The following is a 14,830-nucleotide window of genomic DNA, read 5'->3' on the forward strand; positions in this document are numbered from 1 at the left end:
CCGCCGTGGGCCCCACCCCCACGGTCACGGACCGCCTCGCCCGCCGCGGCCGCCCGCCGCCCGCCACCTCCGCGGCCGTCCCGGCCCGCACCGGCCGGTCCGCCGCCGCGCGCCGTCCGCGAGGCCGCCGGGCCGTCGGGGAGAGGTGTTGGCGGCAGGTGGCTGCCGTTGGTGGTGGGGAGCACGTACGGTGAGGGCATGACGAGCGCGAGTGGCGGTGCTGACATGGTCGACTGGAACCTCGCGGTCGCAACCGCGACCAGGTTGGTGCGGCCGGGGCCGGAAGTGAGCCGGGCGGAAGCGGCGGCGGTGGTCGCCGAGCTGCGCCGGCACGCCCTGGAGGCGGAGGAGCACGTGCGGGCGTTCACCGGCATGCGCTCGTCCAGCCTGTCCCGGGCCGCGGCGACGCCGGTGCTGGTGGTGGACCGTCCCGGGTGGATCCGGGCCAACGTGGCGGGCTTCCGCACGGTCGTCCAGCCGCTGGTGGAGAAGCTCCAGGCGCGTCGGGCGAACAGCGCGACGGCCGGGGTGTTCGGCGCGGTGGGCGAGAAGGCCACCGGGATCGAGGTCGGGGCGCTGCTGGCGTTCCTGGCCACCAAGGTGCTGGGCCAGTACGAGACCTTCGCCCCGGGCGAGCCCCCGCTGGAGGCGCCGGACAGCCCGGCCGCGCTGTTCGACAAGCCGCGGCTGGGGCCGGACGGCCCCGGTCCGGGCCGGCTGCTGCTGGTGGCACCGAACATCGTGCACGTCGAGCGGGAGCTGGACGTCGACCCGTCCGACTTCCGGCTCTGGGTCTGCCTGCACGAGGAGACGCACCGGACCCAGTTCACCGCGGTGCCGTGGCTGCGCGACCACATCCAGTCCGAGGTGCAGTCCTTCCTCGCCGAGACGGACGTCGACCCGGGCGCCCTGCTGGAGCGGCTGCGGGACGCGGCGGGTTCGCTCGGCGGCCTGCCGGGCGGCGGCAACCGGGACAGCGCCCCCGCCGGGAACCTGCTGGAGATCGTCCAGTCGCCCGCGCAGCGCGAGATCCTCGGCCGGCTGACGGCCGTGATGTCGCTGCTGGAGGGCCACGCCGACGTGGTGATGGACGGCGTCGGACCGGCCGTGGTGCCGACGGTCTCGGAGATCCGGGAGAAGTTCCAGCAGCGCCGGGACCGCGGCGCCAACCGGCTCGACCTGCTGCTGCGCCGGCTGCTCGGCATGGACGCGAAGCTGCGCCAGTACCAGGACGGCGCGGTGTTCGTGCGCGGGGTGGTGGAGCAGGTCGGCATGGAGGGGTTCAACCGGGTCTGGACCTCCCCGAACACCCTGCCGACCAAGGACGAGATCCACGATCCGGCCGCCTGGGTGGCCCGGGTGGCGCGCTGAGCGGGGCGATCGTGACGCGGGCGCGCCGGGAGCCGGGCGGCAAGCGGCGCGCGACGGTCAAACCCGCTCGTACGAGTGGTCCAATCGGCCAGACGACGAGTGAAGAAGCGTTTCTTCATTCACCCGAACGTGGGACGGTCGTCGTACCGGGGGCGCGGGTGGCATAGCGGGTGGCCACCATCTGCCACCATCTGTGAGCGCCCGGTTACCGGGTGTTCGTGCGGTGCGCGGCTCCGCCGCGTCCGCCGCCAGTCCTGTCCCCTCCGTCGAGGAGTCTTCCGCCGTGGGCCCTCACCCCGCCGTCGCCGCGATACGCCTGGCCGTTCGCCGTACCCTGACCGATCTCGCCGCCGAGGCCGGTTCCACCTTCACCGCCCCCGTGCGCGGGCCCCGCGAGCGCCCGGCCGGGGCGCCGCTGGTGGGCGCCGCCGTCGGCACCACGCTGATCGGCAACGCCGCCCGCCACCCCTCCGGACTGCCCCGCACCCCGGCCGCGCCCGGCTCGCCGCTGGTCCTGGTCGCGGTCAGCGGCGGCGCCGACTCGATGGCGCTGGCCATCGCCGCCGCCTTCGAGGCCCCCAAGATCGGCCTGCGGGTCGGCGCCGTCACCGTCGACCACGGCCTCCAGGCCGGCTCCGCCGAGCGCGCCGACCAAGTTGCCGACCGGCTGCGCACGCTCGGCCTCGACCCGGTGGAGGCGGTCCCGGTGCGGGTCGGCCGCGCCGGGGGCCCGGAGGCCGCCGCCCGGGACGCCCGCTACGCCGCGCTGGACGAGGCCGCCGACCGCCACGGCGCGATCGCGGTGCTGCTCGGCCACACCCGGGACGACCAGGCCGAGACCGTGCTGCTGGGCCTGGCCCGCGGCTCCGGCGCCCGCTCGCTGGCCGGGATGCCCGCCCAGAAGGGCCGCTACCGCCGCCCGCTGCTGGAGCTGGACCGGGCCGCCACCCGGCAGGCCTGCGTCGCCCAGTCGATCCCGGTCTGGGACGACCCGCACAACTGTGATCCCGCCTACACCCGCTCCCGGGTCCGCCACGAGGTGCTGCCGGTCCTGGAGAAGCACCTGGGCGGCGGAGTGGTCGAGGCGCTGGCCCGCACCGCCCGGCTGTTCCGCGACGACGCCGACGCCCTCGACCAGTGGGCCTCCCTGGCCGAACGCGACCTCCGGACGGGCGACGGCGCCCTGGACGCCGTGAAACTGGCCGAACTGCCGTCCGCGGTGCGCCGTCGGGTGCTGCGCCGGGCCGCGCTGCGGGCGGGCTGTCCGGCCGGGGACCTGTTCGCCCGGCACCTGGAGACGATCGACCTGCTGGTCACCGGATGGCGCGGACAGGGGCCGTTGCACCTACCCGGGGGCGTCGAGGCCACCCGCAGGTGTGGCACGCTGGTCTTTCGGCGGCAGGGCGACTGACGGGCGGGTCATGCCCCCGGGGGAGCCGGGCCGCCGGCCACACAGACCCCGAACGTTTGAGGACGTATCCCCGGTGGACCAGAACGACATGGGCGCTGACCTCGCGAAGGTGCTCATCAGCAAGGACGAGATCGACGCCAAGCTCCTTGAGCTGGCCGAGCGCATCGACCGGGACTACGCAGGCAAGGACCTGCTGATCGTCGGCGTCCTCAAGGGGGCCGTGATGGTCATGGCCGACCTGGCCCGGGCCCTGCACTCGCAGGTCACCATGGACTGGATGGCCGTCTCCTCGTACGGCATGGGCACCAAGTCCTCCGGCGTCGTGCGGATCCTGAAGGACCTGGACACCGACATCGCCGGCCGTGACGTCCTGATCGTCGAGGACATCATCGACTCCGGTCTGACGCTGTCCTGGCTGCTGGGCAACCTGGGCTCGCGCGGCCCGGCGTCGCTGGAGGTCTGCACCCTGCTCCGCAAGCCGGACGCGGCGAAGGTCGAGATCGACGTGAAGTACGTCGGCTTCGACATCCCCAACGAGTTCGTGGTCGGCTACGGCCTGGACTACGCGGAGAAGCTGCGCAACCTCCCCTTCATCGGCACCCTCGCCCCGCACGTCTACGGCGGCTGAGGGCCCGTTCGGGCTACGGGCGGGAACAGTAGGCGGTTCCCGCCCGTTGGACCCGGGGGACAAAGAAGCAAAGCCGTGTCGCCGTGCTCCCGCCATGGGCGGGTCCGACTGCGGTACGGTCCAATAAACCGCTCTTCACATGAGCACCAATCGGATGCGCCGCGGCCCAACAGCCCCCCGGCGCCGTTGAGTGGCAGGAGGGACGGGGCGGCAACGCCCCGCATGGATGGACGTCAAGCGATACTTCCGTGCGCCGATCATGTGGATCGTGCTGGCCGTCCTCGCCGTCATCGTACTGATGCAGGTCGTTTCGGACTCGAACGGCTACAAGACGGTGGACACCGGTCAGGTCGTCGCGGCGATCGACGCGCACAACGTCAAGTCGGCGCAGATCACCACCGGTGACTCGAACACCGTCAAGATCCAGCTGAAGGACGGCGCCACGCTGCCCAGCGCCGGTACGGGCAAGACCCCGTCCGGTACCAAGTTCCAGGCCTCGTACATCGGCGACCAGGGTGTCGCCATCGCCGACAAGCTCCAGGCCCAGGTCAACGACAACAACCAGGGCACGCTCGCCGAGGGCTACACCATCAGCCCGGAGAAGCAGAGCACCTTCGTCAGCCTGCTGCTGTCGATGCTCCCGATCGTGATCATCGTCCTGGTCTTCCTGTTCCTGATGAACCAGATGCAGGGCGGCGGCTCCCGGGTCATGCAGTTCGGCAAGTCCAAGGCCAAGCTGCTCACCAAGGACACCCCGAAGACCACCTTCGCCGACGTCGCCGGCGCGGACGAGGCGGTCGAGGAGCTCCACGAGATCAAGGAGTTCCTCCAGGAGCCGGCCAAGTTCCAGGCCGTCGGCGCCAAGATCCCCAAGGGCGTGCTGCTCTACGGCCCGCCCGGGACCGGCAAGACCCTGCTGGCGCGCGCCGTCGCGGGCGAGGCCGGGGTGCCGTTCTACTCCATCTCCGGCTCGGACTTCGTCGAGATGTTCGTCGGTGTCGGCGCCAGCCGCGTCCGCGACCTCTTCGAGCAGGCCAAGGCGAACGCCCCGGCGATCGTCTTCGTCGACGAGATCGACGCCGTCGGCCGGCACCGCGGCGCGGGCCTCGGCGGCGGCCACGACGAGCGCGAGCAGACCCTCAACCAGCTGCTGGTCGAGATGGACGGCTTCGACGTCAAGGGCGGCGTGATCCTGATCGCCGCGACCAACCGTCCCGACATCCTGGACCCGGCGCTGCTGCGCCCGGGCCGCTTCGACCGCCAGATCGCGGTGGAGCGCCCCGACCTCCAGGGCCGGCTGGACATCCTCAAGGTGCACCAGAAGGGCAAGCCGATCGCGCCCGACGTCGACCTCTCGGCCGTCGCCAAGCGCACCCCCGGCTTCACCGGTGCCGACCTGTCGAACGTCCTCAACGAGGCGGCGCTGCTGACCGCCCGGTCGGACAAGAAGCTGATCGACAACGGCATCCTGGACGAGGCGATCGACCGCGTCGTGGCCGGTCCGCAGAAGCGCACGCGGATCATGTCCGACAAGGAGAAGAAGATCACCGCGTACCACGAGGGCGGCCACGCCCTGGTCGCGGCGGCCTGCCAGTACAGCGACCCGGTGCACAAGATCACCATCCTGTCCCGCGGCCGGGCCCTCGGCTACACCATGGTGCTGCCGGACGAGGACAAGTACTCCACCACCCGCAACGAGATGCTCGACCAGCTCGCCTACATGATGGGCGGGCGCGCGGCGGAGGAGCTGGTCTTCCACGACCCGACCACCGGCGCCTCGAACGACATCGAGAAGGCCACCGCGACGGCCCGGGCCATGGTCACCCAGTACGGCATGACCGAGCGCCTCGGGGCGATCAAGTTCGGCAGCGACAACTCGGAGCCGTTCCTGGGCCGTGAGATGGGCCACCAGCGCGACTACTCGGAAGAGGTCGCCGGGCTGGTCGACGAAGAGGTCAAGAAGCTCATCGACACCGCGCACAACGAGGCCTGGGAGATCCTGGTCGAGAACCGCGACGTGCTCGACAACCTGGTCCTGGAGCTCCTGGAGAAGGAGACCCTGAACAAGGAGCAGATCGCCGAGATCTTCGCGCCGATCGTCAAGCGCCCGGCCCGGCCGGCCTGGACGGGCTCCGCCCGCCGCACGCCGTCCACCCGGCCCCCGGTGCAGTCCCCGAAGGAGCTGGCGCTCACCAACGGCGCCGCCTCCGGCGAGGGCGCGGCGGTGGACGTCGTGAAGCTCCCGCCGCTGCCGGCCACCGAGCCGACGACCGAGGGCTGACCCCCGGTTCCGTGCGGAATGGATGCCGCGTCACCAGGGTTTGTACCCTGGAGGCGCGGCATCCGTGCTGTTCAGCCAGAGTCTTTCCGATACCAAAGCGAGGCCCGCATGATCGACCCGGTGACGTTCGACGGTCCGCCCGCCGTCGGTACCTTCGACCAGAAGCGGGCCGAGAACGCCATCCGCGAGCTGCTGCTCGCCGTCGGGGAGGACCCTGACCGCGAGGGCCTGCTGGAGACCCCGGCCCGGGTCGCGCGCGCCTACAAGGAGATATTCGCGGGCCTGTGGCAGGAGCCCGAGGACGTCCTGACCACCACCTTCGACCTCGGCCACGACGAGATGGTGCTGGTCAAGGACATCGAGCTGACCTCGGTCTGCGAGCACCACCTGGTGCCGTTCCGCGGCGTGGCCCACGTCGGGTACATCCCGTCCACCAGCGGCAAGATCACCGGGCTGTCCAAGCTCGCCCGGCTGGTCGACGTCTACGCCCGCCGGCCGCAGGTGCAGGAGCGCCTGACCAGCCAGGTGGCCGACGCGCTGATGCGCATCCTGGAGCCGCGCGGGGCCATCGTCGTGGTCGAGTGCGAGCACATGTGCATGTCGATGCGCGGCATCCGCAAGCCCGGCGCCAAGACCATCACCTCCTGCGTGCGCGGCCAGCTGCGCGACCCGGCCACCCGGGCCGAGGCGATGAGCCTCATCATCGGCCGCTAGCCGTACCGGGCGGGGAGGCTCAGAGCGCCTCGCGCTCCGCGTGCGGCGGGGCCGGGGTGCCCAGGGCGTTGCGGCGCTCGGGCATCCTCAGCGCGACCATCCGGCGCCAGCCGTAGGCGCGGTCGTACAGGTAGAGCGCGTGCACCCCGAGGGTGACCAGGGCGAGCTGCCAGCGGGGCCAGCGCAGGATCCGGGCCATCCGGGCGGTGACGGCGAGGCCGACGTCCCGGTGGGTGCGGATCTCGCCGCGGGCGCTGGCCTCCAGGACGTGCCGGACGTACGGGCCGTGGCCCTCGGCGATCAGCCGCAGCAGCTCCTCGTGGCAGTACGCGAGGTGGTTGTCCTCGTCGGCGGAGATCATCCGCATCGCCCGGCCGAGCGCGGGGTTGTCCCCGTACACCCGGACCAGCTGGCGCATCTGCTCGGCGGCGCGCTGCTCGGTGACCCGGCTGTGCGCGAGGTAGGTGATGATCTCGCGGTCGGTGAGCGGGACGTCGCTGTTCAGCCGCTCGTGCGAGAGGCCGACGCCCTGGCGCTCCAGCAGCATGCAGTAGTCGGCCTCGTCCGGCACGGGCACCTTGGGCAGGCCGCGCCTGTTCAGCAGCTGGGTGAAGATCCGGCCGTGCTTGCGCTCGTCGGCACCGTGCCGGGCGACCTTCGGGGCGAGGACCGGATCCCGGGTGAGCGCGGTGATCCGCTCGTTCTCCCAGCCGCCCTGGTCCTCGCCGCCGGCCGCGATGCTGCAGAACAGCTGGTACGCCTGGTCGTTCCGGTAGATCTCGTCGAAGAGCGAGCGGGTGCTCAGCACGGTGCCTCCTGCACGGGGTCCGGGGCGGTGCCCGTCGGGGGCCGCCGGGCGGTCGCGATACGTTCCCCCGGGCCGCCCGCCGTCCGGCCCGACCGGCGGGTAATCACCCGCCTGCGCTAGCCGAGGTGCGCGCCCAGCCACTCGAGCGTGGCCGGCAGCTCCCGGGTCCAGCTGTCGAAGTTGTGCCCGCCGTCGTCGAGGTAGAGCGCGTCGACCCGGAACTGCGGGTTGGCCGCGGCGGCCTTGGTGGCCTGGTCGACGAACTGGGCGGTCTGCGGGTAGTCCCCCTCGGTGCGGGTGGAGACCGCGAGCAGGTTGAGCGCCGGGAGCGGCAGGTTCTGCAGCCGCCAGCCGAGGTCGTGCTGCTGGGTCAGCGCCTTGTCGCCGTTGAAGAGGTCGCCGCCGGTGTAGTTGTCCTGGCGCACGGTGAAGTCCCCGTGCAGGCTGGCCGCGTTGCCGTAGACGTTCGGGAAGCGCATCGCCAGGCGCAGTGCGCAGCTGCCGCCGGTGGAGTAGCCGAGGGCGCCCCAGGAGCCGGCCGTGCGGCCGACCCGGTAGCCGGCGCGGATGGCCTCCGGGACGTCCTTGACGAACCAGGTCTCGGTGCGCGGCCCGCCGGGGACGTCCACGCACTCGGTGTCCCGGGACGGCACGACCGCCGGGCGGGCCATCACCAGGACGGTCGGCGGCATCTTGCCGGAGCGCTGCAGCTCGATCGCGGTCTGGGCGAAGGGGAGCTCGTGCAGCAGGTTCAGCGTGGTGCCCGGGAAGCCGGCGATGGCCAGCAGGACGGGGAAGCGGACCAGGGCGAGCTTCGGGTCGAAGTACGCGGGCGGCAGGTAGACGAACATCTGGTCGGAGAAGCCCGTCTCCTTGCCGTTGACCCGGACCGACTCGACCCTGCCGACCTCCTCGGGCGGGCCCTTCGGCAGGTTGGTGACGGTCTCCAGGCCGCCCTCGGTGGTGGGCTGGACCAGGGCCTCGGCGGCCGGGGAGCCCTTGTGGTTCTCGTTGCTGGTCAGCGCGAGCTTGGCGCCGCCCGGGCTGAGCAGGTCGGACCAGGAGGTGTAGAACCCGAAGGAGTTGTTCACCGACAGCGCCAGCACGGCCAGGACGGAGAGTTGAACGGCCGTCAGCAGGCCGATCCGGCCGAGCACCGGCAGCGGGCGCTGGGGCGCCAGCCGCGGCCAGAGCCACAGGGTCGTGACGATTGCCGCCACGCCGAGCGCGAGCAGCGAGTTCACCAGCGCGTCGCTGGTCAGTTCCATACCGTCGGCCTTCCGGTGGGACACTGTCGGTGCAGGCTTCATCGTCTGGCGGTCCGTCAGGCCGGGCCACCGTGGCTAGGCTGTCCGGACGCCCGGGCGGGGCTGGAAGGGCGGGGCGAGCCGAAGGCAACCGGCACCCTAGAATGCGGCGTCCACCGTACGTAACGCGTCCCGGAGGGTCCTGTCGCGCCACGCGGCGGCAGGCCCCCGGCTCCCACCGCCGGCTCAACCCGCAGCGCGACCACGGCCCCGGTTTACCGACCGTTTCCGGGTCCTTGGTATGCGCATTGCCTGATGAAGGAATAGGCATGAAGGTCCATCACGCGTCCTCCCCCGGAGTGACCGGACACCGCACCGCAGCCTCTACGCTGAGCACCCATGAGCAGTCCCGTGTCCGTTGAGCCGAGCCCCGAGCAGCCGTCCCGCCGCCGCCGCGGCCTGCAGACGCTGCGCAACCAGGCGTCCGCCGTCCCGCGGGCCTGGCTCCCCGGAGCGGTCGGCTACGCCTGTCTGCTGATCGGGCTCGTGGACATCGCCAGCGCGGTGTTCCCCAAGCTCCGGCACACCAAGGTGCACAACTTCGCCGGGCAGCTGCCGGGCGGCACCACCAGCCTGGCGGCGGTCGGCGCGCTGATGGTGGGCATCCTGCTGGTGCCGCTGGCGCACGCGCTGCGCCGGCGCAAGCGGCGGGCCTGGCGGGCGGTCTGCGTGCTGCTGCCGGTCAGCGCCGGGCTGCACATCCTGCGCTGGCACCAGATCGGCCCGGCCGTCGTCTCGCTGGTGCTCCTCGTCGTGATGCTGGTCCACCAGCGCGAGTTCTACGCCAAGGCCGACCCGCGCACCCGCTGGCGGGCCGTCGTCAACCTGGTCGTGATGGGCGTCCTCAGCGTGCTGCTCGGCCTGCTGATCGTGAGCACCCGGACCAAGTACGAGCTGGGCCACCCGGGCCTGACCGAGCGCCTGCAGCACGTCGGGTACGGCCTGTTCGGCTTCGAGGGCCCGATCCGGTACAACAACGTCCGGATGTCCGACCTGGTCGCCTACCTGCTCGGCGGCCTCGGTCTGCTGACCGCCTTCACCACCGCCTACCTGGCGCTGCGCCCGGGCAAGCCGAAGCCCGAGCTGACCGCGGCGGACGAGGAGAAGGTCCGCGAGCTGCTCGCGCGGCACGGCGAGCGCGACTCGCTCGGCTACTTCGCGCTGCGCCGCGACAAGAGCGTGCTGTTCTCGCCCACCGGCAAGGCCGCGATCTCCTACCGGGTGGTCTCCGGCGTGATGCTCGCCTCCGGCGACCCGGTCGGCGACGTGGAGGCCTGGCCGGGCGCGATCAAGGTGTTCATGGCCGAGGCCCGCGAGCACGCCTGGGTGCCGGCCGTGATGGGCTGCAGCGAGGTCGGCGGCGAGGTCTGGACCCGCGAGGCGGGCCTGGACGCGCTGGAGCTGGGCGACGAGGCGATCGTCGACACCGCCTCCTTCTCGCTCGCCGGCCGGGCCATGCGCAACGTCCGCCAGATGGTCAAGCGGATCGAGCGCAACGGCTACTCCTGCCAGGTGCGCCGGGTCTCCGAGCTCACCGCGGAGGAGAAGTACCGGATCGCCGACGCCGCCGCCCGCTGGCGCGGCACCGACACCGAGCGCGGCTTCTCGATGGCCCTCGGCCGGTTCGGCGACCCGCTGGACGACGACTGCGTGGTGGTCACCGCCCACAAGGCCCCGGAGGAGGGCGAGGACGGCGACGACCTGAAGGCCGTGCTGCACTTCGTGCCCTGGGGGCCGGACGGCATCTCGCTGGAGCTGATGCGCCGCGACCGCGCCGCCGACCCGGGCCTGAACGAGCTGCTGATCGTCGCCGCGCTCCAGGCGGTGCCCGCGATGGGCGTGCGCCGGGTGTCGCTCAACTTCGCGATGTTCCGCTCGGCGCTGGCCCGCGGCGAGCGGATCGGCGCCGGCCCGGTGCTGCGCGCCTGGCGCGGGCTGCTGGTGTTCCTGTCGCGCTGGTTCCAGATCGAGTCGCTGTACAAGTTCAACGCCAAGTTCCAGCCCGAGTGGGAGCCGCGCTTCCTGGTCTTCCCGAGCACCCGGGACCTGCCGCGGATCGGCTTCGCTGCGATGCAGGCGGAGGCCTTCATCACGCTCGGCATGCCCCGCTTCGGCCGCCGGCGCCAGCGCGAGGGGCTGATGCCCGTCCCGTCGACCCGTGAGGTCACCGAGGCCGCCTGAGGCCCGTCGCGCCCGCCGTCGCGGATCGGGGCCCCCGCCGAGAATCCTCGGCGGGGGCCCCGTTCGATAATGGGAAGCATGAACGATTCGCCGTCCTTCTCCCTGCCGGCCGGTCTGCCGCGGCTCGAGCGCTGCGCCGTGATGGGCGTGGTCAACGTCACGCCCGACTCCTTCTCGGACGGCGGGATGTGGCACGACCCCGCCAAGGCGATCGCGCACGGCCTCGCGCTGCGGGCCCGCGGCGCGGACCTGGTGGACGTCGGCGGCGAGTCCACCCGGCCGGGCTCGCAGCGGGTGCCCGAGGAGGAGGAGCTGCGCCGGGTGATCCCGGTGGTGCGCGAGCTCGCCGACGCCGGGGTGATGGTCTCGGTGGACACCATGCGCGCCTCGGTCGCCGAGCGGGCCGTCGAGGCCGGCGCCACGATCGTCAACGACGTCTCCGGCGGGCTCGCCGACCCGGCGATGGCCCGGGTGGTGGCCGAGACCGGCGCGCCCTTCGTGGTGATGCACTGGCGCGGGCAGTCCGCCGACATGGACCGGCTGGCCGTCTACGGCGACGTGGTGCGGGACGTGGTCGCCGAGCTGACCGAGCGGGTGGACGCGCTGCTGGCCGCCGGGGTCAAGGAGGACCAGGTGATCCTGGACCCGGGGCTCGGCTTCGCCAAGACCCCCGAGCACAACTGGGCGCTGCTCGGCCGGCTGGACGCGCTCACCGCGCTCGGCCGTCCCGTGCTCGTGGCGGCTTCGCGCAAGCGGTTCCTGGGTACGCTGCTCGCCGACCCGGCAACCGGGGAACTGCGCCCGGCCCGGGAGCGCGACGACGCGACGGCCGCGGTGTCGGTGCTGTCGGCCCGGGCCGGAGCCTGGGCGGTACGGGTGCACGACGTGTCCGGCACGGCGGACGCCGTCCGGGTGGTCGCGGCCTGGCAGCACGCGGCGCGGTTGGGGTGAGGGAGGGTCTGTGACAGGTGACGGCAGGTTGAGCGGCGGTACGGCCGGACGGGCCCGCGAGGCGGACCTGGAGGCCGTGCTCGCGGCGAACCGGGCGCTCTACGAGGCGCTGGAGCGGGGGGACCTGGAAGCGGTCGAGGACGCCTGGCTGGGCGCCGCGGACGCCGACGACAAGGGCGGCGTGGTGTGCGTGCACCCGGGCTGGCCGGTGCTCCGCGGCCGGGCGCAGGTGACCCGTTCGTACATGCTGATCATGATGAACACGGAGTACATCCAGTTCTTCCTGACCGATGTCGAGGCCGAGGTGCACGGTGATGTGGCCCTTGTCACGTGCACCGAGAACATCCTCTCCGGCGGCGAGTCGGAGGAGGAGGGGGAGCTCGGACCGCTGGTCGGCGGAAAGGTCGTGTCGACGAATCTGTTCCGTCGTACCCCGGCCGGGTGGAAGCTCTGGTCGCATCACGGTTCACCCGTTCTGACCAGCGGGGACGACGACGAGGAGAGCTGATTCCGGAGACCGCGGAACTTCCGCGGCGAGAAGTCGCCCGGAATTCCCGAGTGGTCACCCAACGTTCACGTCAATCGCCATATCGGTGCGCGTGGCGTCGGTTCGTGCCGGGTAGGACGGTCAGGCGTTGTCCGTGCTCGCGGGTAGATTCGAAACGGAGTGGCGGGCGTGCTGCCCGCCTTCGCCCTGCCCGTCCGTTCCTTTCCCGGGTGGGGCCCGTCCGACTGGGAGCAGTGATTCGTTTGCTGGACCGCGTCACCCTGCGGGGGCTGCGTGCCCGGGGCCACCACGGCGTCTTCGAGCGTGAGCGCGTCGAGGGCCAGACCTTCGTGGTCGACCTCGTGCTGTACCTGGACACCCGCCCCGCCGCGGCCGGAGACGACCTCACCCGCACCGCGCACTACGGGCTGGTGGCGGAGGAGGTCACCGCGATCATCTCCGGGGAGCCGGTCGACCTGATCGAGACGCTGGCCCAGCGCATCGCCGACCAGTGCCTCAAGCACGATGCGGTCGAGGAGGTCGAGGTCACCGTGCACAAGCCGGACGCCCCGATCACCGTGCCGTTCGACGACGTGACCGTGACCATCCACCGGGCCCGCGCATGACCGCCGCCGCGCGCCCGGTCTCCGATGCAGAGGGAAGTTCTCGATGAGCACCACTGACCCGACCGCCACGCCGAACGCGTTCGACCTGGAGAGCCGGGTGGACTCCGCCGACACTACGCTGCACAGCCAGCGCTGCGCGGTGATCGCGCTCGGCAGCAACCTGGGCAACCGGCTGGACACCCTCCAGGGCGCCGTCGACGCGCTCGCCGACACCCCGGGGCTGAGGATCAAGGCCGTCTCCGCGGTGTACGAGACCGAGGCCGTCGGCGGGCCCGAGGAGCAGCCGAACTACTACAACGCGGTCGTCGTGCTGCGCACCTCGCTGCCCCCGCGGGACCTGCTGGAGCGCGGCAACGCCATCGAGGACGCCTTCGGGCGGGTGCGGACGGTCCACTGGGGCCCGCGCACCCTGGACGTCGACATCCTGGCCTACGAGGGCGTGCTGAGCGACGACCCGCAGCTGCTGCTGCCGCACCCGCGCTCGCACGAGCGGGCCTTCGTGCTCGCCCCCTGGCTGGACGCCCAGCCGGAGGCCGAGGTGCCCGGGCATGGGCGGGTGGACGCGCTGCTGGCCGCGCTGGGCGGCCCGGACGCGCAGGGCGTGAAGCGCCGCGAGGACATCCGGCTGACGCTGCCGGAGTAGGCCGGCGGCCCGGTCCCGGGGCTCCGTCCCGGGGCCGGTCGGGGGCCGGCGGCCGGCGTCGCGGCCCGGGGAACTCGGCCGGGGGCCCGGCCGTACGAGTAGGTGTCCGCCGTTCGCGCGGGTGGCCGCCCGGCCGGGCCCGGTACGGTGGCTTGGCGTCGCCGCGCCGGGCCGCCGGGCGGCCGGCCGGTTCTGGAACCCGGGAAGGACCTCCTCCGAGTGAAGCTGCTTCGCCTCCGTCTGCTGATCGGCATCACCGCCGCCACGACGGCGCTGTCCTGGGCCGGCTCCAAGCTGTGGGCCTCCGTGGACACGCTGCCGGCCGTGCCGGCCGCGGCGCCGGTGGTGCTGGCGGCGGTGGCGGTGATCCTGCTGGCGACCGCGCTGTCGCTGCGGGCCCGGCTGAAGGCGGTGCGCGAGCGGCAGCCCGGGGCGAAGGGCGTCGATCCGCTGCTGGCGGCCCGGGCGGTGGTGCTGGGGCAGGCCAGCGCGCTGGTCTCGTCGGTGGTCACCGGCGTCTACGCGGGGGCCGGGATCTACCTGCTGGGCGAGCTGGACGTGTCGGCCCGCCAGGACCAGGCCGTGACGGCCGGGCTCGCGGTGCTGGCGGGGGCCGCGGTGATCGCGGCGGCGCTCTGGATCCAGCACGTGTGCAAGCTGCCGGAGAATCACGACGACCCGGGCGGTCCGGCGGCCTCGCACCGCTGAGGCGCCGCTGAGCAGGGACTTCTTCGTGATCTTGCGTGAGAACCCGGGCACGTGCGGTAAAAACCGCACCCTGTCAAGGGCGGAAGGGGACCCTGGGCTGACACGGCCCCAATTCGCACGCTAGTTTCTTGGACATGTCTCGCGGACGCCACCGTCATTCCTCCGTCCTCGGCCGGGTCTTTCCCCCCACCGCCGCCGGCGTACTGCTGGTCGCCGCACTGGCCGCTCTGCTTTTCAGTCAGGACACCATCCTGGTGCGCTCGGTGGGTGTCGCGGCGGTGATCGCGACGCTCGGCTTCGCGCTGCTGCTGCGCCAGCGGGACAAGGCGGCCCGGGCGGCCGCCGAGATGTCCGCGGCGCAGCGGCTGCGCGCCGAGGAGCGGTTCGAGGAGCAGCTGGCCGAGGCCGAGTACGCGGCCGAGGTCGCCGAGGAGCGGGCCACCCGGTTCGGGCGGCGGCTGACGGCGGAGAAGTCGCGGCTGGCGAAGGCCGAGACCGAGATCGCCCGGCTGCTGCGCGAGCGGGCCGTGACGGTGGCCGAGCAGGCGCTCAAGGAGGCCGAGGCGGCCCAGCGGGCGCTCGCCGCGAGCCGTCCCAAGTACCCGGCCAGCCCGGCCGCGTACGTGCGGGCGGCGGCCGTGCTGCGGCTGCTGGAGCGCCGTGCGGCGGAGCAGGAGGCCCAGCGGGCGCGGACGGCGGGTGCGGAGGTCGCCC

General features: G+C 72.7%; 13 protein-coding genes and 1 pseudogene. 12 read left to right on the top strand and 2 right to left on the bottom strand.

All coding sequences use genetic code 11. From position 1 onward, the window contains the following. The first annotated feature begins 198 nt into the window (after positions 1-198). The 5 genes from ABZW03_RS23665 (at position 199) to folE (ending at position 6,405) form a co-directional block, all read left to right on the top strand. Complete coding sequence (locus ABZW03_RS23665) at positions 199-1,371, top strand: zinc-dependent metalloprotease (RefSeq protein ID WP_355261653.1); 1,173 nt, start codon at positions 199-201, stop codon at positions 1,369-1,371. A 283-nt stretch (positions 1,372-1,654) separates the two neighbouring features. Next, a complete protein-coding gene (gene tilS, locus ABZW03_RS23670; RefSeq protein WP_355261656.1) occupies positions 1,655-2,782 on the top strand; it encodes a tRNA lysidine(34) synthetase TilS in 1,128 nt (375 codons plus the stop codon). Positions 2,783-2,855: 73 nt separating this feature from the next. Further along, positions 2,856-3,410, top strand: a complete 555-nt coding sequence (hpt, locus tag ABZW03_RS23675; protein WP_030059589.1) for a hypoxanthine phosphoribosyltransferase — start codon at positions 2,856-2,858, stop codon at positions 3,408-3,410. Between the two features lie 226 nt (positions 3,411-3,636). Beyond that, positions 3,637-5,691: an ATP-dependent zinc metalloprotease FtsH gene (gene ftsH, locus ABZW03_RS23680; protein WP_355261659.1), complete on the top strand. Its 2,055-nt coding sequence runs from the start codon at positions 3,637-3,639 to the stop codon at positions 5,689-5,691. Positions 5,692-5,799: 108 nt separating this feature from the next. Then, positions 5,800-6,405 carry a GTP cyclohydrolase I FolE gene (gene folE / locus ABZW03_RS23685; protein ID WP_049654054.1) on the top strand — a complete coding sequence of 202 codons (606 nt, stop codon included), beginning with the start codon at positions 5,800-5,802 and terminating at the stop codon, positions 6,403-6,405. A 19-nt stretch (positions 6,406-6,424) separates the two neighbouring features. Here folE and ABZW03_RS23690 read toward each other — a convergent pair whose 3' ends face one another. Both ABZW03_RS23690 and ABZW03_RS23695 read right to left on the bottom strand, forming a co-directional pair. Then, positions 6,425-7,213 carry a ferritin-like domain-containing protein gene (locus ABZW03_RS23690; protein ID WP_355261664.1) on the bottom strand — a complete coding sequence of 263 codons (789 nt, stop codon included), beginning with the start codon at positions 7,211-7,213 and terminating at the stop codon, positions 6,425-6,427. Between the two features lie 116 nt (positions 7,214-7,329). Continuing rightward, positions 7,330-8,481: an alpha/beta hydrolase-fold protein gene (locus tag ABZW03_RS23695; RefSeq protein WP_355261667.1), complete on the bottom strand. Its 1,152-nt coding sequence runs from the start codon at positions 8,479-8,481 to the stop codon at positions 7,330-7,332. A gap of 378 nt (positions 8,482-8,859) precedes the next feature. Between ABZW03_RS23695 and ABZW03_RS23700 the strand changes: the two genes are divergently transcribed. The 7 genes and pseudogenes from ABZW03_RS23700 to ABZW03_RS23730 all read left to right on the top strand — a co-directional run. Next, positions 8,860-10,701, top strand: a complete 1,842-nt coding sequence (locus ABZW03_RS23700) for a phosphatidylglycerol lysyltransferase domain-containing protein (RefSeq protein ID WP_355261670.1) — start codon at positions 8,860-8,862, stop codon at positions 10,699-10,701. A 69-nt stretch (positions 10,702-10,770) separates the two neighbouring features. Next, positions 10,771-11,652 (top strand): dihydropteroate synthase, encoded by an 882-nt coding sequence (gene folP, locus ABZW03_RS23705; RefSeq protein ID WP_355261673.1) that lies wholly within the window; start codon positions 10,771-10,773, stop codon positions 11,650-11,652. Between the two features lie 10 nt (positions 11,653-11,662). After that, positions 11,663-12,160 (top strand): nuclear transport factor 2 family protein, encoded by a 498-nt coding sequence (locus tag ABZW03_RS23710; RefSeq protein ID WP_355261675.1) that lies wholly within the window; start codon positions 11,663-11,665, stop codon positions 12,158-12,160. A 245-nt stretch (positions 12,161-12,405) separates the two neighbouring features. Continuing rightward, positions 12,406-12,765, top strand: a complete 360-nt coding sequence (folB, locus tag ABZW03_RS23715; RefSeq protein ID WP_355261684.1) for a dihydroneopterin aldolase — start codon at positions 12,406-12,408, stop codon at positions 12,763-12,765. 43 nt (positions 12,766-12,808) lie between these two features. Then, complete coding sequence (gene folK, locus ABZW03_RS23720) at positions 12,809-13,408, top strand: 2-amino-4-hydroxy-6-hydroxymethyldihydropteridine diphosphokinase (protein WP_355261678.1); 600 nt, start codon at positions 12,809-12,811, stop codon at positions 13,406-13,408. A gap of 219 nt (positions 13,409-13,627) precedes the next feature. Beyond that, the gene (locus ABZW03_RS23725; RefSeq protein ID WP_355261681.1) at positions 13,628-14,116 is read left to right on the top strand and encodes a DUF3180 domain-containing protein; all 489 of its coding nucleotides are present in this window, start codon (positions 13,628-13,630) and stop codon (positions 14,114-14,116) included. Between the two features lie 134 nt (positions 14,117-14,250). After that, positions 14,251-14,830 (top strand): annotated as a pseudogene (locus tag ABZW03_RS23730) (hypothetical protein); the annotation flags it as partial.

It is taken from the genome of Kitasatospora sp. NPDC004799 (assembly GCF_040609095.1).
Lineage (GTDB): Bacteria > Actinomycetota > Actinomycetes > Streptomycetales > Streptomycetaceae > Kitasatospora.